Genomic DNA, 19329 nt, shown 5'->3' on the forward strand with positions numbered 1-19329 from the left:
AGTGCTGGCGCACTCACAGACTCTTCCTATACTCGTTAGGGGTAACGCCTTGGTTCTTTAGAAATAGGGAAATAAAATAAGACGTGCTTTCGTAGCCGACTCTTTGGGCGATATCGTATCGATGGCCGGATGCAGCTTATAGCCAACCACTTGACTTTGTTGCCAAACGTATCGAGTTTAACTCCCCAGTTGGCATTGCCGGTGAGTTCGCTTTTTCGCATAGGTTTTTTTCTCGTAGGCGTGAATGGCTGCGCTTTCGATTGCGACATGAATTCCGACCACGATTCCTGCTTCTTGTCACTGAGAGACAAGATCCTCAAACAACTGCATGACAAGTTTTTTGCGAGTCGCTCGGCAAATACTGCTTAACGTAGAAATCGAAGGAGCGGGCATGTCCAGCCGAAGTTCACATTGGTAATGTAAGCGAAGGTCAAACTCTAGTCTGCGCGGTGAAGGATTACTCAATTGTCTCGCATACGACCGTAAGTCCAGTCCGCTGAACAAGAGGGCAATCGCTCTTTCGATCCTTTTATTTGAAGCTCATCAAAGGAAAAGAGACTTTCTTGGAGAATATACAAAGGGGACTTCCTCCTCTGAGTGTTTTGGTGTCGTTACCAAAAAACTTCTCCAAGTTGGGGTGAAATCCTTTTTTTATGCTCGAAAAACCGTTGTGTAACAAGGACTTAGTGCAAAATACTCAGCTTAAAAATTATTATAACGTTAGATATCAATTTCTTTATTTTCTTCTCAACTACACTCGTTAACCCTTTGGAACTAAATAATTCATCATGTGAAATATAACCTTTAGCAAACTCATAACTCTTCTCCAAATGTTAACTATTTTCATACATTAATTCGACCTGAAATGCGCAACTAGTTCCTCATACTCCAGATTAATATATTTTTGATTACTTTCTTTATCCTTGACAAATTTCAATGATCTATCTTTTGATCCATTAACCGCCATTACCCTTCCTTTAATCCCTTAAATTGACCACATATCCTCTAACTGCTGTTCAAATAATATTTAAGATATTTTCTATTTTCACCCATTCTGATTGATCCCTAATATTTCTAAATTCAATTTGTTGCAGTTGATAATCAGCAGTCATTACAATACCGTGTAGCACTCTATCATAATTTGTATAAAATACTTTTAACCATAAGGGGCTATGATCTTCAATAGATTTATTTATAGCGCAAATAATTACTTGTAATTCAACCACAGAAAGTTGTGGTTTTGATCGTACTACAATACTTTTATTACCAACTTGACATTTTACTTTCTTTAATAAATTTTTATCTACTTTTCTTATCATTTATTGTCCTCCTGATAATTTATACAGAAGTCCAGCAAAACATATCTATGAACAAGAATATGTAGAGGACTATCATTAATTATTATGAACTCACTAAAGAATATTTGTTTGTATTATATATAAGTGAACATCTCTTAGCAATAATCAACTTAATAGTATGAGAGATAATTAAATTAATCTTTAATAAGACAAAACAAAGACTGCAAACTCAACAAAGAGTGTACAGTCTTTACTTTACCCGATCTACAATCTTTAAACATTGTACTTCCTTCTTAAGACTGACAGCTTAGATTTCGGGATGATTCAATCCACATCTAACAAAATAGTGTTAATTCAAATTTATAGTTTATGCTTACCCTCTCATTTATCTACCTAATTTGTTAATGAATTTGTGTACGAGTTGTTCCATTCTATCTGATTTTTGCCTACAGTACTAAATTGTCAAGTGAGTCATTAATTCATTCTCCGTCTTTAATTCGTAATATTTACTACCATAATTAACGATTAAATACTAATCATAAGGTTTAAACTATAGATACTTAATAAGTCTAATATACCAATTAGTACGGACAACTTTAGAATGGAGGAAATAGATGAACCAGAATGTATCCTTAAAATTTCTTTTTCCAGTCCCTAAAGTCTTCTATTCTTTTCCTATCCATTTTTTGCGAATCGCTTCCTCAAATACGTCCAATAAAGGCATTTCCAGAATTCTTAATTCACTCTTGGAAAACGAATATATGACAATTGATGATGTAGTTAACAGTACCATGAAGGAACTAACTCAAAATCGGAATTTCGGAAAAAAAGGGCTGCTTATATTATTAAATTTACTAGAAACTATTTCTCATAAACCTGAGTTGATTCTGGAAACGAAGACTCTTGAACAAGGATTACGAGATGAAATAGAACTGATAATACAGGAGCCTCTCATTAAAGAGCAGCTCCTTGAGTTAGGTATTAATATTTAAAAAAATTAACCCGTAAAACTTAGGGTCGGTGGTAACATTACTGGTCTAAGTATCAAAAACGATGAGCATCGGTCATTACACCACTTTGAAATGAGCAAAAAGAGGGGAAGCGGCACAACTCCATAGACCTGTGTTTGGCCACATTGCGAGTTTCCATGCATCATGAATATAGCAGTCGCAGGGATAGTCATTCCCATTCTGCTCCAGCGCCAGCATAGTGCTACATCTGGAGCGTTATACACAGTTAGTGTATTCTTATCAAAGAAGCGGACAAGGTCCGCGACTGGCTGTTACCTCTCCGCTTATAGAATTGACTAGTTCCCTGGCCTTGATAAAGTCCCCCCAGTGAAGCACTATAAGGATGTTGAACTCAACCCTGTACCACCGTATGCGGTTTTTGCCCTTATTCACTTGGACTCCCAGACCGCGTGAATCCACCTGTGCGCATCATGGAAGTCGCGGGGACCATCGATGCTAACGCCGTTAATAAACCGGTATTTCCGAAAAAAGCCTCCCTTTCGTGTACAAAGCGTTGCGGATCGCCGTATGCGGAGGAGCGTAGGCTACCGAAGGGCCAACACCTCCTCAAAGAAATCCAGTCCGGCCAACAACGGTTCCCTGCTCATCTCCAAATATTCACGGATAAATTTCTCCAGCACGGCGGAAGAAATTACGCTCGTTGTCCTGAACTGGATTAAACGCATTGCAGAAACCGAAAACTGACTGCTTTACGTCAATTTCTGGGGCCAAAATACGGCTTATCGCGCTCTGTATACTTTCGGTAAGCAGTTCCCTTTCACCGATAAGCCACTGCCATCCTAGCTGTTTGAAAAGGTGCTGAAAGCCCATAATGGAGATAGGCTCGCACAGCGCGAGCGAAATCGATATATATATCAACTAGCCCAGTACACTTGCACCAAACCTGACATGAGTAGATATGGAAAAATAACCCTTCAAAAAAAATCGGTTCCCCCTAAAGTTGTAGTTACCACAGCCACAACATGAAATAGGAGGAACCTTGAATCAAATTATAAATTTCAAGACCGTGGCTGGTCAACTTTTAAATTGGATTCCGGTGGACAAAAGGCATCCGGTGCACGACCATCGTGTCCCCAAATTAACAACGTACCGAACCATTTTCTTGTTTCTTTTCGCCTTGCTCCAAAATCAACCGTCTTTGTCTGAGTTTTCTGCCTACTTTCGTAAAGCAAAATGGTTACAGCAGATCGTGGGCTTCTCTTCCATTAGTGACTCGGCGCTCAACCGACGGCTTCAGCGCATCCCTCTTTTTCTCCTTCAAGAGTTCTATACCGACCTGATGGAGGCGCTGATTCAGTGTCAGCTTAAGCAAGATCGTTTTCCGGACATCGGGGCGTTACGCGTCATCGACCCCACTCAACTTTCGCTTACGGCTCACGGGGAGCACTGGGCGTTTACCCAAAAGGGGCAGGTTAAGGTCAAGCTTCATCTTGGGTTGCATGTCTACAATGAGCAGAATGTGCACCCTGGACGAGCGGTGTTCTCGACGGCCGGCGTCGCGGATCACGATCCGGAAGTGCTCGATCGGCTGCTTCAACCCGATCGGGAGAACTCTACGTATGTCATGGATCGCGGCTATCCCGGATACCACCAGTTTTGTGAATGGGACCAGGCGGGCCTTCGGTTTGCCGTTCGGATAAAACAGAACAACCGACTGACGGTGACGCGCCTGCGGCCACTCCCTCCAGAGTGTGGGATTGTGGAAGACGCTGAGGTGCTGGTCCCAAGCTCGAAGGGGGAACCCCATCGAATGCGGCGAGTAACCTATCCGTATGTGAACCGGAAGGGAAAGGAGTGTCTCAGCGTTGTACTCACGAACCGGTGGGATGTGGAGGCACCAGTAATTGCACAGATTTATAAGCTTCGCTGGCAAATCGAGACGTTTTTCAAGACCTTTAAGCACCGAATGAATGGGGCGCATTTGTACACCAATCAAGCAGAAGGCGTGACGCGTCAAGTCCTGCTTAGCCTGATTGCTTATGCGTTTATGGAATGGATACGAGTGATTGGGGCTCCCGAACAAACAATTCAGCGGGTCTTACAGCTATTCCGTTTGTACGCCGATGCCGAACCTTGTGACTTTCGGGAAGCCTTAGAAGGGAAAAAGACCCGCACGAGTAAGGGCAGGCGAAAAAAGCCAAAGATCGGTCGCCCCCGGAAACACCCACTCGTGCCAAAGCCAAGCGAATAGTCGTTGTTTTTTAAGTGAATAAGCTATTCCAAATCCATTTAAAAAAATGTGCTGTGGCTGGTGTAGATTTCGTGCGGCCTTTTTTAGATAAAATCGAGTCTGTTCACCCTCCGATATCTTCCGTTGATCTAATGTTAGGTTTCTTGCAAGTGTACTGCAACTAGCCACAAGAGAATCCCCCATTCCCGAAAAAACCACAGATATTAACGGCCTCAGCAGATGTTCGACTACTTTGACAAGGGGATTCGCTACATGGACGGCCATAGCGGCCGGATTTTGAAATATTGAAAGTGCAAGAGGTGATGTACGAGACCGTTATCAACCAGAAATGTATAGAATTAAAAGAATTCCTCTTTGAGTATCAAAATAAAAACGGATTGCCACCCGAGCCAGCCTCAACCCTTTTTTTGTACTGGTCTATGAACTCACTATAATTGAATTGTTAATCAAGGTTAATAGAATTGACCTTTTAACCGACGCTTATGCCGATATTGTAAAAATATTATTATGATGGTGACCATACATATATTTTAGATGAGATACCTGTAAGGTATGTAGCGTATATTTTAGCAGCAAATGTAGGATCTTCTATCGGGGTTTTAGTCCAGTGGATCAAAAATAATATGTATGAATCTCCGGAGGATCTAGTTACTAATGGATTTTTTCACCTGAGAACTCATTCCTTGCAGATCGTCTTTGAAACGCAAAAGAAACCCAGTGTCTTAAATAATCTGGGTTTCTCGACAATCTGAATGACTTTTTCTTACCAGAAAAGTCATTGTTTTTTATTAAATTAAGTACACCATACAGGTTTGACTTTTCGTATTATCGGTGTAAGTGCCTTAATCGATTTGAATGATCATAATTGCAATCCTTTGACCGTTTCTTCAAACCAAACACAGAAAGGTTCATTTATTGCTGCATGGAGAAGAAATAGCAATATCTTTAAGTATAGTTTTATCTACTGCGGTGCACTTGTTGATTGGCGAACGATCAGTTTTGTATCCTGTATTAGTTTTGGCACAGCAAAATTCCCGTTCTCTTTTTTCGAAATCATCTCTAAAACTAATTGGGCAGCGGAAGCCCCCATCTCATAAAAGTTCTGCTGTATAGTTGTAAGTGGAATGTCGAAGACCTCCCCGGCTTGCAAATTATCGAAGCCCGCAATCGACAGCTTCCCGGGAACCCCGACTCCGGCCAAATTCGCGGCTTTCATAAGCTGAATCGCCGTTTTGTCATTAACGGCAACAATGGCTGTTGGCTGATTATCAAGACGGAGTAGAGCTGAATGGGCTCACGGCGTATCTCCGCCCCTGAACCCCCTTGCGCCAGAGTCAGCGATATGTTCAACTCATAACCCTTGCGGTAGACGGCGGCCGGCACAGAATCTCCGGCATGCGGATACAACGCGTACGTAAACCGGTGGACAGCACGGTCCGCGACCGGATCGGGAGAAGCGGGACTTCTCAGCAAATTCAGATCCATTACATGTCCTCGAACGCTATGCCCGTATTTGGAGTCGTTCAGCAGCGCCACTCCATAATCCGGCTGGGACAAATCGATATAGTGATGTGCCGCCACTTCATCCTTCGCGAACTCGATCATGCTGTTGCGCGTCGCGGGCTGCTCGATCCGGCCGAACTGAATGTCGGAGGTGAAGTGTTCACTGGCAATGTTTACGGGAAAGGACACCCGCAGCATTTTGTCTGATTCATTCCAGTCCGCAACGGTTTGAAACTCGATCCGGTCCGAATCCTCGGATAGGATAATCTTCTGAACGAGGGTAGACTCACCGTATTGATAATGCTGTTCCATAATGGCCTGCGGACCATTGATACGGAAGATGCTGCTCATCAGCTTCAGAGTTCCGGCAACCGTTTCGCGGTAGTCATGCGGGAAATCCCAGACATCCCCGTTGTCTTCATAGACTGTGAATACATTTGCTGTCGCGTTCGGATAAATGGCTTCTCTCTTCTTCTCCGCCAAAGCGTCCTACAACGACTTCCTTCTCCCGTTCATCCAGAATATCTAGGTTACGGTATATCTTGCTCTTCTCAATCTTAAGATCGACTTCCTTAATTACGTCATCGGCTTCAGAGCCGAGAATATCAATCAGCGTGATCTCGTTACCTTCCTTGTATGTTCCAATCGGATCGTGAAGGGATACGTCCTTTCGAGTCTTTTTCAGACCGAAGGTGCATTAGGATTTCATTTTCAATGCATCGTGCTGCAAAAGTAGCCAACGTCGTCCCTATGTGCCGAATCTGCCTCCCCCAAATACTAAAGAACACAGATTTATAAACACTTTTATAGCTTATGGCTTACAGAATTCATCCTAACATAGAGCAGATTTTTTAGTATTTCCGGCGAAAATACATTTTTTGAGCCTTTTTTTCTAATCATCACAACAATTTGAGGCTAATGCAATCGCTCCTGCCAGCCCCGCATTATCACCTAAATTGGGAGGAACAACATAATTGTGAATTTCATTGTTTAATAAAGGGTGCGCTATATAGCCGTTAAGCAACTCATGCAGTTTATTGCGAATAAGAGGGAAGAGCTGGCCTTGCTTCATAACCCCGCCACCCATTATGATTTTATGGGGAGCTAAAATCAGCACATAATTCATTAAAGCGTGGGCTAAATAATGAGCCTCCATAGCCCATGCGGGATGGTCTTTGCCAAGCTCTACAGCGGATTTTCGCCATCGTGCGCCGATCGCTGGTCCAGACGCCATACCTTCGAGACAGTCTCCATGGTATGGACAACAACCTTTGAACGTATCATCTGACAACCGCCGAACATAAATATGTCCCATTTCAGGATGAGAAAGTCCATGAACGATTTCTCCCCCCACCACCGCGCCAGCACCAATCCCTGTCCCTATCGTTATATATAGGCAACTGTCTAATCCTTTCGCAGCACCCCATTTGTATTCCGCCAGCGCTGCTCCATTAACATCAGTATCAAAAGCAATCGGTAGAGCCAAACGTTCCTGAATGGCTCCCACTATATTGTACTGGCCCCAATGCGGCTTGGGCGTCGTTGTAATAAAGCCATATCCGGAACTGGAGGCAATGGGATCAATCGGTCCGAAAGAACCGATTCCAATAGCCTCAATTGACTTTCCTTCAAAATATTGAAAAACTTGAGTCATGGTTTCTTCGGGTGTAGTAGTCGGGAAACTGGTTCGATCAATAATTTTCCCATCCTCATAACCGATCCCGCATACGAATTTAGTTCCTCCTGCTTCGATTCCACCTAATAGTTTCATTAGTCCTGCCCCTTCTCGATTCCCATGTTATGTTGCAGGCTACTGAATAGCAAAATCAACAATAAAAGTTTTAATCTCATAGGGATTTAACCGGAATGCAATGGTAGACGAGTTCTGCTTGCCTCCCTGTCCGCGTTCCAGCAGGTCACATTCTTCCCAGCCCTTGATCAGATAATCGCTGGATACCTCGACCTGGCTGCGGGAGCCGGCATATTCATGTAGGCGGATGATCACACCTTTTCCATCTTCCGCCTTTTTGACCGTATCGACAGCAACCCCCTTGGCCTGGGTATGGAAAAGTGATTTGCCCGTATTTGCAGCACTGCCAAAATAGGAAAATAACGGATTATTCAGCATCCAAGCTTCTTCCGCAGTCCGCGCTTCCACCCAGTCTCCGTTATGGGGCAGCAGCGAGTACGTAAAATGATGCTCTCCTTGATCTGCGTTCGGATCTGGATGGATTGCCGATTTGAGCAGAGACAGCCGGATTACGTTGTCCTTAATGTCATGGCCGTACTTGCAGTCATTCAGCAGACTGACCCCGTAGGATCGCTCTGACAAATCGACCCATTGATGACCTACCGATTCAAATCTGGCCATATCCCAGCCAGTATTCCAGTGCGTCGGCCGTTTCACATTGCCGAACTGGATATCATAGGTTGCTTCCGTTGCGCGCACAGCGACAGGGAAGGCCGTCTTCAGCAATTGCTGGCGCTCCTGCCAGTCAATAAATGTCGCGAAATCGATGCGGCGATTAGTGTCATAGACAGTCATGTCCTGCACGATGACAGAATTCATGTAGTTCCATTTAAAGCGGACCGTAGAGAGAAGCGGGCCGTTAACCAGCATTTCCACAGATTGCAAATCCCTGATCTCACGGACTTTCTCCTGATAATAAATATCTATATCCCAGGCATCATGCGCCATTGGCTTATCCTCAAACACCTGCAGAATATTGCCGCATTTCCCTTCAGCCAGAACCTCCCGCTCCGCATCACGATCATAAATAGACGTAAGCTGCCCAGCTTCGTTCCATTCGAGGACATAATAAGGTGTAACCAGACAGGAATCTCTCAGGTTAAATGGGCCCGCCCCTTCCTCACGCTGCTTCACACTTTGCGGCGTAAACCAAATAGTCTGCTTGCCAAGTGCAGGGAGCTTCTCTACGCGCACTTTCCATGCTTCGTCCTCGCGCTGGGCCTGCAGTAATTTTCCCGCCGCATCCTGCCATACTCCTTCTTCCATACCTGGCTCAAGCGAAATAGTAACTGTATCTGTGCGCACGAATGACGCGCTGTTAAATATCTCTACAGCGGCCTTTGCCGAAGAAGCTGAAGCATCGAGCGTTTGGCTCTCAGCCGCCGAAGTTCTCGCCTCCTCCCCGATAAGCTCTGCCTCTGCATACTCCACGCGTGAGTCCTCATAGACCTCGCCTATGGATGAACCTGGAATAATATCATGGAATTGATTGCGCAAAATCGTCTGCCAGCCCTCAAGCAGTTTGGCTTGTGGATAAGCCTCCCAGCTTCCACGCTCGACAGCATTCAGCGTCTGAAGCCATTCCGCTTCCCGGTACAACAGCTCCAGCTTGCGATTCATCCGTTTATTATAGGCCTGGCTCGTGTAGGTTCCCCGATGATATTCCAGGTAGAGCTCACCATCCCAGGTATGAATGTACTCATCCGTTGTTTTTACCGTTTGCTGCAAGCGTTCAAAATATTCATCCGCCCTGCCGGTTACGACATTCGGCAGACCGGGCATATTCTCCATCCGCCGCCGCATCTCCAGCATCTCCCGGTTCACTCCGCCGCCTCCATCGCCGTAGCCGTAGGACAACAGCAATTGCTGATTGAGTGACTTGTCGCGATACTGCTCCCAGATACCTTTTACTGAAAAAGGCTCTATCACACCATTGTATGTATAGAACCATCCCTTAGGCTCGGCAGTCTCCGGTGCTGTGACAAAATGCGTCAGCACTTCAGAACCGTCAATTCCGCGCCATTTAAAGGTGTCATGCGGCATCCGGTTATATTGATTCCAGCTGATCTTGGTAGTCATAAAGGTATCAATGCCCGATTTTTTGAGAATCTGTGGCAAGGCCCAGCTGTACCCGAATACATCGGGCAGCCATAAGTACCGGCAATCCGCACCAAACTCCTCGCGGAAAAACTTTGTCCCATAAAGAATCTGCCGGACAAGCGACTCTCCGCTGGTCAGGTTGCAATCAGCCTCCAGCCACATCGCGCCGCCGGCCTCCCAGCGGCCTTCCTTCACCCGCGCCTTGATCTTCTCATAGATTTCCGGATAATCCGCTTTGATATAAGCATACAGCTGCGGCTGAGTTTGCAGAAATACATACTCGGGAAACTGCTCCATCAGTTGTAAGACAGTAGAGAAGGAGCGGGCTGCCTTCTCTCTCGTATGCGTCAGGCGCCACAGCCAGGCTACATCTATGTGGGTATGCCCGATGGCTGTCACAGTAATTTCTGATACTTGCCTCATACCCGCCAGACGATCCGCAAGCTCCTGTGCTGCTTCTCCAACAGAGGTGTAGAAGCTCTCCGAACCCGGCCGGGACCAATCGATTCGCAGATAGGCAGAATCCAGCGTTTTCAGGAGTTGGTGCTTCTCTGGCCGGTCCTCCGGCAACAACTTGACAGTGTCAAGTATAGCGCGTCCATTATAGTACAAATCATCTGCTGCCCCATCAAGCCAAGCCAGTTCAGCACGCTTTAACTGATGCTCCTGTTCGGCTGGTTTCCCGCCTCCCTCCAGCCCGGACCATAACCGGAAATCAAGGGCTACCTCTCTTCCCGTATATTCGGCTGGTAGAAACACCTCCTGATGGTTGGAGTCAACCCCCTGAAACGGTTCTCCCTCCAGATACAATAAAGACTCGAATCCGGAATTGTTGCCGCCGCCCGTCTTCCCAAAGTCGAAGATACCGACAATCCGGCGCTCTTTCCACTCTGCAGGAATGGATATTTTTTGGGAGAGCCAGACATACACATCTCGTCCCTTCCAGCGGTCTCCCGTGTTTACCTTGGTATTCCCTTGCAAATCAGGGACGCAGCGGACTCCGCCCGCTTTCTCCTCATCCACTTGAAATAACCATTCCTCCAAGCGGATAGCCTCACGATAACGGTAAGCTGAAAGCTCATTAATCCTTAATTGAAGCTTTTCCAATGTGTAAAACATAAAGACTGACACCCTTTCATTAGCACGTGTTATTTACCCCTTAATTCCTGCATCCGCAAATCCTTCTACAATATATCGTTGCAGGAATAGGAAAATAAGAACAGGCGACAGCACTGACATTGTGGAAAGCGCAAAGATCAGAGGATAATTGCGGTCTCTCACCTGCTGCAGGGAAGCTACCAGAGTGCCAACATATCATTTATTTAGTAATACCCGAATGCTTTTTATCTCAAAAGGAGTGAATTCCAGCTCGACCTCTGCGCTATGCTCCTGCAGCAGACGAATCGGACGCTCCATCAGATCGCATTCCTCGATGGACAGGCAATCCAGTCCAAGGCTGATCGCTGTCCGTGCCCGGGTTCCGCATGTTTCATACAGGCGGAAAATGAGATAATCACTGTCTTCCGCTTTTTTGACGGATTCCAGCATGACAGCAGGATGCCCGATCTGAATGAGCTGAATGGGCTCACGGCGTATCTCCGCCCCTGAATCCCCTTGCGCCAGAGTCAGCGGTATGTTCAGCTCGTATCCTTTGCGGTAGACGGCGGCTGGCACAGAATCTCCGGCATGCGGATACAGCGCGTACGTAAACTGGTGGACAGCACGGTCCGCGACCGGATCGGGAGAAGCGGGACTTCTCAGCAGATTCAGATCCATTACATGCCCACGAACGCTATGCCCGTACTTGGAGTCGTTCAGCAGCGCTACTCCATAATCCGGCTGGGACAAATCGATATAGTGATGTGCCGCCACTTCATCCTTAGCGAACTCGATCATGGTGTTGCGCGTCGTAGGCCGCTTAATCCGGCCGAACTGAATGTCTGAGGTGAAGTGTTCACTGGCAATATTCACGGGAAAGGACACCCGCAGCATTTTATCTGATTCTTTCCAGTCTGCAACGGTTTGAAATACGATCCGGTCCGAATCCTCGGCCAGAATAATCTTCTGAACGAGAGTAGACTCACCGTATTGATAATGCTGTTCCATAATAGCCTGCGGGCCATCGATGCGGGAGATGCTGTTCGTCAGCTTCAGGGTTCCGGCGACCGTCTCGCGGTAGTCATGCGGGAAATCCCAGGCATCCCCGTTGTCTTCATAGACCGTGAATACATTCGCTGCCGCGTTCGGATAAACGGCCTCTCTCTTCTGTTCTGTATCGTATACGGAGAGAATATGTCCCGCTTCGCTGAAGCGGACCGTCAACCGTGAATTTGCAAGCAGTCCGTCCGCCGCCGCCAATCCTTCGATCACCTTGTCTCCGGTGGCATCTGCAAGTCTCAGATAGCTCATACCAGGGACAGTTACCCAGAGCCATTCATCTTCCACACGAACCCATTCTTTCCGCTCCCAAGGCAGTGAATTGAATACGGCCGTCTCTCCGCTCCAGCCGGACAGTCCGGCGATCTCCGCATAAGCCTTGCTAATCATGGCATACACTTCGTCATACAGCTTGGCGTAACGCTCCAGCGATTCGTCATAGACTCTCGTTATGGATGATCCCGGCAAAATGTCATGGAACTGATACAGCAGCACTTCTTTCCAAATCTCCTCGAGCTTTGTCACCGGATAGGAAGAGCCTCCCAGGCCATGCAGCAGAGAGGAAGCATATTCAAGCTCCCGCAGCGCCTTTTCCAGCTTGCGGTTATACCATTTATTGCGTGCCTGCGTCGTCAAGGTCCCCTGGTGCTTCTCCAGATACAGCTCGCCTTTATAGGTCTCGAAGCGGGCGGCTTCCTGCTCCAGTCGCTGGAAGAAGAGCAGTGAAGACTCCTGGATCACCGGCGGCAGACCGGAAAGATTATGCTCCCGGGCCAGCCGCTCCAGATGCTCCACTCCGGGCCCGCCGCCACCGTCGCCGATGCCGAACAGCATCAGTGCATGGCTGGACACATTCCGCTCCAGATAATCATGCTCAATCTTGACAAGCGACCGCGGCGCCGCAGGACTGTTGTAGGTATCCTCCGGCGGCAGATGCGTCAGCACCCGTGTTCCGTCGATTCCCTCCCAATAGAAGCTGTGATGCGGGTGGTCATTGTATTCACTCCAGGACAGCTTCTGGGTCATCATATAATCGACGCCGGACTTCACCAGAATTTGCGGCAGGCTGCCCGTATAGCCGAAGACGTCCGGCAGCCACAGCACCTTCATTTCCTGGCCGAATTCCTGTTCAAAGAAACGTTTGCCGTACAAAATCTGCCGGACCAACGCTTCGCCGCCGGAAATATTGGTATCCGGCTCCACCCACATCGCGCCCTGCGGCTCCCAGCGCCCTTCCTCAATCCGCTCCTTAATCTCCTGATACAACTTAGGATAGCTGTCCTTCATCCACTGATAGAGCTGCGGCTGGCTGGCTCCAAAGATATATTCCGGATATTTTTCCATGTTGCGCAGCACCGTCGAGAATGTGCGGGCGCCTTTGCGGATGGTCTCCCGGATCGGCCACAGCCAGGCCAGGTCCATATGTGCATGTCCGATGGCGCTGACAGTCAGATCGGGATCGCCGCCTTGCTTGACAAGCTCCCGTGCAACAATGCCCGCAGCCTGGCTTACCCGCTGGCCATCGATCGTGGATAAATGATTGGAGGCATCGTACAAGGCCTGAACAATCCGGGCTTTGCGGGCGCTGTCCTCCGCCAGCCGTTCTGCCAGCTCCAGCAGCACTTCGAAGTCGTAATACAGGCTGCGGATATCGTCATGACAGACGGCAATCACCGCTTCCTTCAACGTCCCGCTCCGGTAATGGCCGAACAGGTCGTTGCAGCCCGCATCTCCCCACAGCTCAATCCGCTCCCCGCCTGCCGCCTCAGGCAGCAGGTCCACCACACGCTTGCCTGGCAGGCCAAGCGCATACTCGAATTCGGAATTGATATTGGTCAATCCCTGGCGCGGTGATCCCGACTCGTCTACCAGACACAGCTCGCCGTTCACGTCGATGAGCAGCACAATCCTGGCTCCGGCCGCCTCAGCCGGTACAACGCCCGCGAAGTGGAACCACGCGCAATCCCAAAGCTCACCCCAGCGCTCACCCGCGCTGAGCTTGACATAGCTTCCTGTCGTTTTTTCGGTGTAGGCCACAGGCTCCTTGGTCACCCATGCCTCAACCTCCAGCAGGCCAACCGTATGATACATCGCCTCGTTCAACTTTTCCTTCACTCTCTTTATCTTCTTAAGCTTAACTTGATCTGCTTCGAATGGCATTCTCTCACTCCTAACTAATTCTTACCGTGCAGTTGATAAATGAATGCGGCAAACAGACTGTTCGACCATGCGAACCAGGGCCGTGTATATTCAGCCGGAGCATCCGGATTAAACCCTTCGTGCATGTAGCCCGTATTCCCGTCAGTGTTGGTCATCATGACCAGAATCCCGGCAATCTCCTCAGGATCCAGTGAGGTCAGCCCCTGCATGGCCAGCCCAATATGCCAGATATATCCCGGCGGAGTATGAGGGCTTCCGACACCACGGGCATATTCCCCTTCAAAGTAATACGGATTGGAGCGGCTTAGCACAAAGTTTCTCGTATTCATATACAGAGGATCATCTGCAGCGGCATAGCCTAAATAAGGAATCGACAGCAAGCTGGGTACATTGGCGTCATCTATAAGATGATGGTTACCAAATCCATCGGTCTCATAAGCATATATTTCGCCGAATTCAGGATGAATCACCGTGCCGTAGGTCCTGATACCATAATCGATTTCTTCTCTCAATTTGGCAGCGCGGCACGCCGTCTCTGCATCGTTGTAAACCGTGTGGAGAATTACCTCTGCGTATCCCAGTACGACAGAGGCAAACATATTGGCTGGAATCAAATAACCGAATACGCAGGCATCGTCACTTGGGCGGAAGCCGCTCCAGGTCATCCCCGTATAATTAACCGGCATCGAGGCGCCGTTGTTTCTAAGCGTATCGCCCGGAGGACAGTTCAATCGCTCAAAACGGTATGGAGACTGCTCGTGATGTCTTTGCTCCACCGTCCACAAATCGATAATGCGCTGTACCGCCTCCTTGAAGGCATCATCAAAAATATCGATGCTCCCCGTCTCCCGCCAGTACATGTAGGCCAACTCAACGGGATAGCAGAGCGAATCAATCTCGTACTTGCGTTCCCACACCCAGGGGCCGGATTCGGTTAAATCCCCCTCCCAATGCCCATGGTCATTCGGTTCCTTATTGAAGGCATTCGCATAAGGATCTTCGTTTATACAGAAAATTTGCTTGCGGATCAGCCCTTCTATCACTGCCTGCAGTTCGGGCAATTCGCTGACAAAGGGAATATAATGCTTCACTTGAGCACTAGAATCCCTCAGCCACATCGCTGGAATATCGCCTGTGATTACAAACACAGAACAGTCTTCCAGATATTCAACCGTTGTCTCAAGAGTACTCATGAAGCAATTGTTAAAAAGAGTGCCCAGCTTCTTTCTATCCACAGCCAGCTTGGAAAAATAGCCCTGTCCCTGTTCTATAGCGTCTGTAAGTTCTTTCCATTTGACTGAATCCTGGAAATTGATGATTGGTTTATTCAAATGCGTCGCCTCTTTTATTATGCTATTGCCGAATCTGAATCCATGTATCTTCCTGCTGATGAACATACCGGACAAGCAGCGTGCGGGATTCCCCATCCCATTCCCAGTGAAGCGCCTCTACACGGCTATCCGTATCCAGGATTACCTCTGCCGGCTTGGCCGCACAGCGGATTCTTGCCGCCGCAAGTACCCCGATCGGCCCCCGAACCGTAAAGCGGACGCCGCCGGGTTGCTTGATCACATTTTCGATTCTGGACGAACTGGCGATAACCTCGATTCCTGCTGAAAGTTCTGTGCCTCCACCCGGAGCAGAGTAATCCAAATCGTATAAGAATGCCTGCTTGTCAGGCTCAATGCTGACCCTATTCCGGATGGACAGCTGCGGATCAAGAAGATCCACGTAATGGCCCGTCAGCTTCAGCGGATCGGAATGAATGGATTCCCGCATGACGGATGCAATCACGTACGGTCCCCGGCGGAGCATGAAATAATTCCGCGGGCTCCAGCGCAAAAGCGGATCGTTTAGACCCTCGATAGCCTGCTGGACCACATTACGTAGCATTTCAGCCCCTTCAGGACTCTCCGCCAGCCGCTCGGGATGAACCGGCAAATACATAAGCAAGCCACGTCCAATCTCCGCTGCGCCTTCGGGCATTCCGGCATCCACTCCCAGAGTCTCAAACAGGTGTTCGCGCGGAGATTGATACCTGCGTTTCCCCTGATTCCACCATTCTCTGACCTGGTGATACGTATCACTGTCATCGCCGACATAAATGAGCGCTCCCCCGTCCCTGACCCATTGCGCAAGTGCATAATGGATGTCAGGGTTCTCCGGCTTCATGAACTCGTAGCTGACAATGAGCACCCGGTAATCGTCCAGATAATTCGCGGAGCGTCTGATGTTGTCCAGTTGAACCGGCCGCACGGGAATGCCATGCTTGACCAGAGGGAGCGTCAAGCCGTAAAAGGAAGAGAAATTTAGCAGCTGTACCGCATGCTCGTCGGTCAGTTCTACCTCGTTCGTTCCGTCATACTTCATCATAAACCCGGCTGTTGCAGCCCCGGGCGTCTTCCGCTGATACATTGCCGAGTCGGAGAGCAGAACACCAAGCGGGATACCGCCTCCCGGCTCGGCAATAACCGGCTGGTCCATATGCTCCAGCGTATGCATCACATTAAGCAGCATCGTGGCATAATCGGCTGGAATCCGCTCCTTGCCGTGACCGTCTTCCGCCGGATATTCCTCTTCAAAAATACGGCGCGGCCATGGGGCAACCTCATAGCGGCTCACTTCCGGATGAAGCAGCGACGCAGTCAGTGTCTTGATATAATTAAACCGGTAATCCTCCCAGGTATGCTTGGGATCATCCTCAATCGGATCATGCAGGAACCACATCTGGCGGTCTGTCCCGCGAACAAGCTCCTGCATAATGCCGTATTCAAGAAAAGCAGTCTCAAATGTGCGTTCGGAACGCACACCCTCATAGACATTCGGCGTACGAGAGGTTCCGGTCCAGATTTGAGCGATATAGCCGTTGATGGAGGGCACATCAAGCAGTCTTGATTCAGGACTTACAATCCGCCACTGTGCGTAATTGATCAGACTGTGCGTCGGTACGTAGAAACGCAGCGGTCGGCCGTAGCGGACCAGCGAATATTCTTTGAGTGCCGAGCACAGGTGGTCCAGACAGCGGGTATACAGGTAGGCCTTCAGCTTGGAAGCCCGGTACTGCGCATCCGCCGTTTGCCCCGGATCACTCCAAGGTTCGTTATAATAGTTCTGCCACTCCCGCTTGAACGCGTCGGAGTAGCCCCCTTCCACCCAGAATTCCGGCTCCTCCAAATGGATGGCTTCCACTCCCGCATCCACTGCCGGACGGATCTGCTCCAGCAGATATTTTGAATATGCGATGGTCGGCACCATATAGGGGATATCTGCCGAAGTTCCGTGGATGATATGCTCGCCCGTGCTATACTTTTGTGCTTCATCCCAATGGGAACGTCCATCGAATTGCCCGTCTAAATAGTCCCCATATCTCCCCCAGGATACACCGGTCATAAGATGCACACGATACCCTTTATCCTTCCATTCCCTGATCCGCTCCGGCAGCGACGCATTGACACCGTACACCATGACGAAATCCGTCTGCAAATCATAGGATTCCCTGAATTCGCTGCCTTCCTGAAAACCGGTTCTCTCATTTTCTCTGGCATTCATGCTTCCACTCAGCTCCTTTGTCCTAGCAATCCGTCCCAGCACCTGATGTGAATAGAAAAAGGGGGCAGCATTGGACTGCCCCTTTTTCAGCTATGCCTGTTCCAGTTATTTCGTAAGTTTCTCGGCTTTAGCTTGGGCATCATCAAGAATGCCTTTGATATCTCCGTCGGTCATCAACGCTTTGGTTACAGCATCTCCGAAGAATTGCCATACCTGCGCGTCGCTTTTCGCAAATGTCGGAAGCCCTTGAACATCACCGGACATCGCCAGATAATGCTGATACATTTCCGGGTGGTCCTGCTTGTAGGTATCGGTTTCTGCAACCGATTTCAACACTGGGGACCGGGTGCCGGTGTCGGCAATCAAATTCTGGATTTCTTCACTGTACATTTGACGAATGTATTCAAAAGCCGCCTCTTTGTTCTTTGACCCTGTTGGTACCGAGTTGAAGGCCGCGCCGATCGTAATGTTACTTGCCTTGCCGTCAGCAGAAAGCGGAATAGTAGCCATGCCGTAATCGATGCCGAGCGTCGCACTTTCTCCTGCGCGCCATGGTCCATCAATCAGATAGGCGATTTGCCCTTTCTTGAATGCATCGAAGTATGCGCCTTCACTTTGATTGGCCATCAGCCCTGCTGGATGGACAGCGTTAAGTTCTTTAAGAAATTCTACTGTCTTCACATTAGCTTCGCTGTTGAATACCGGCTGACCCTGGTCATCGGCGAAGCCGCCATTGTTGATCAGCAGCAGTGGTCCATACCGCAGATAACCGCCGGCATTTGGCCCTGCATAGACGCCACCGCCGTAAAATTTACCTTTTCCTGCTTCATTAACCTTCTTCAGATCAGCCAGCCATTCATCCCAGGTTGCCGGTGCCTTGTCGGGGTCAATACCCGCCTCTTTTACAAGCGCCTTGTTCCAGAACAGACTGCTTACACCTGGCTGTGCTGCCAGACCGTAGATCTTCCCATCATATTCCATTGGCTTCCATGCCGCCGGAGCCAGCTTTTCTCTAATTTCGGCAGCCATATCATCCGGGAAAGGCTCAAGTTGCCCCTGCTGGGCAAAGCCCGGCATTTGCGTCTCTCCGACGATAATATCCGGAACGTTGCCGGCGAGGAAGGCTGCCGTTTCTTTCTGGGTCAGAGTATCTCCCCATCCCCAGTCCTCCACGGACACCGTAATATTTTCGGCCTTCAAATTTTCATTGATAATGTCCTGATAAAAGTAACCGAATACATTGGGGTTGCTGACCGCTTGGCCCTGGGTGTAAGTGAAATCCGCTTCCGTTACCCGTGGCGCGAGTGTTTCATCCGCTATAAGGGCTTCTTTTTTCTTGGGCAGCAAATCACTGACAACGCCTTCACCAATACCAATTGAGCCATCCGTCAGCACACGCAATTCCACATTTGCCGGAGCACTGGTGCTGGTGGCAGGTTCTGTCGTTGCTGCCGCCCCCGATTCTGCCGGTCCACTGTTGTTGTTTGAGCTGCATGCCGCCAAGCCAGTCGCCATAGCGAGAATCATTGCCGTGCTAGCCATTTTTTTAAAACGCATTTTTTAGCCCCCTATTAAGAATGTAACTTCAGC

The 19329-nt window shown here is 48.7% G+C and carries 12 protein-coding genes and 1 pseudogene; 2 read left to right on the top strand and 11 right to left on the bottom strand.

Translation table 11 applies throughout. The annotated features are described in order from the left end of the window. Nucleotides 1-13: 13 nt before the first annotated feature. Together NSU15_RS22145 and NSU15_RS22150 are read right to left on the bottom strand one after the other, a co-directional pair. Nucleotides 14-112: an AraC family transcriptional regulator gene (locus NSU15_RS22145; protein WP_331281376.1), complete on the bottom strand. Its 99-nt coding sequence runs from the start codon at nucleotides 110-112 to the stop codon at nucleotides 14-16. Between the two features lie 904 nt (nucleotides 113-1016). Continuing rightward, nucleotides 1017-1319, bottom strand: coding sequence for a YolD-like family protein (locus NSU15_RS22150; RefSeq protein WP_042130069.1), 303 nt, complete (start codon nucleotides 1317-1319; stop codon nucleotides 1017-1019). A gap of 593 nt (nucleotides 1320-1912) precedes the next feature. Here NSU15_RS22150 and NSU15_RS22155 point away from each other — a divergent pair. Next, on the top strand, nucleotides 1913-2290 hold the full coding sequence (locus tag NSU15_RS22155) for a DNA-directed RNA polymerase subunit alpha C-terminal domain-containing protein (RefSeq protein ID WP_042130071.1): 378 nt from the start codon (nucleotides 1913-1915) through the stop codon (nucleotides 2288-2290). Between the two features lie 1018 nt (nucleotides 2291-3308). Further along, complete coding sequence (locus NSU15_RS22160; protein WP_042130076.1) at nucleotides 3309-4520, top strand: IS4 family transposase; 1212 nt, start codon at nucleotides 3309-3311, stop codon at nucleotides 4518-4520. Nucleotides 4521-5481: 961 nt separating this feature from the next. On the opposite strand, the gene NSU15_RS22165 is transcribed toward NSU15_RS22160, so the two are convergent. From NSU15_RS22165 to NSU15_RS22205, 9 genes and pseudogenes are all read right to left on the bottom strand, one after another. Continuing rightward, a complete protein-coding gene (locus NSU15_RS22165; protein WP_081389714.1) occupies nucleotides 5482-5772 on the bottom strand; it encodes a substrate-binding domain-containing protein in 291 nt (96 codons plus the stop codon). Further along, the gene (locus NSU15_RS22170) at nucleotides 5733-6506 is read right to left on the bottom strand and encodes a glycoside hydrolase family 38 C-terminal domain-containing protein (RefSeq protein ID WP_042130080.1); all 774 of its coding nucleotides are present in this window, start codon (nucleotides 6504-6506) and stop codon (nucleotides 5733-5735) included. Before NSU15_RS22170 ends, NSU15_RS22165 begins: the two co-directional genes overlap by 40 nt. Further along, a pseudogene (locus NSU15_RS22175) lies at nucleotides 6493-6772 on the bottom strand (RNA polymerase subunit sigma-70); the annotation flags it as partial. The gene NSU15_RS22170 and the pseudogene NSU15_RS22175, both read right to left, overlap by 14 nt. Nucleotides 6773-6915: 143 nt before the next feature. Next, nucleotides 6916-7794: an ROK family protein gene (locus tag NSU15_RS22180; protein ID WP_042130081.1), complete on the bottom strand. Its 879-nt coding sequence runs from the start codon at nucleotides 7792-7794 to the stop codon at nucleotides 6916-6918. Between the two features lie 39 nt (nucleotides 7795-7833). Continuing rightward, entirely contained in the window at nucleotides 7834-10992 is a 3159-nt protein-coding gene (locus NSU15_RS22185) for an alpha-mannosidase (protein ID WP_042130083.1), read from the bottom strand. Between the two features lie 195 nt (nucleotides 10993-11187). Beyond that, nucleotides 11188-14190: a glycoside hydrolase family 38 C-terminal domain-containing protein gene (locus tag NSU15_RS22190; protein ID WP_042130086.1), complete on the bottom strand. Its 3003-nt coding sequence runs from the start codon at nucleotides 14188-14190 to the stop codon at nucleotides 11188-11190. A 14-nt stretch (nucleotides 14191-14204) separates the two neighbouring features. Next, nucleotides 14205-15521: a glycoside hydrolase family 125 protein gene (locus NSU15_RS22195; RefSeq protein WP_052414684.1), complete on the bottom strand. Its 1317-nt coding sequence runs from the start codon at nucleotides 15519-15521 to the stop codon at nucleotides 14205-14207. Nucleotides 15522-15543: 22 nt separating this feature from the next. Next, nucleotides 15544-17781, bottom strand: coding sequence for a hypothetical protein (locus NSU15_RS22200; RefSeq protein ID WP_339287543.1), 2238 nt, complete (start codon nucleotides 17779-17781; stop codon nucleotides 15544-15546). Between the two features lie 63 nt (nucleotides 17782-17844). After that, nucleotides 17845-19296, bottom strand: coding sequence for an extracellular solute-binding protein (locus NSU15_RS22205; protein ID WP_081389716.1), 1452 nt, complete (start codon nucleotides 19294-19296; stop codon nucleotides 17845-17847). Nucleotides 19297-19329 lie beyond the last annotated feature (33 nt).

The sequence above is a fragment of the Paenibacillus sp. FSL E2-0201 genome, from assembly GCF_037963325.1.
Lineage (GTDB): Bacteria > Bacillota > Bacilli > Paenibacillales > Paenibacillaceae > Paenibacillus_AQ.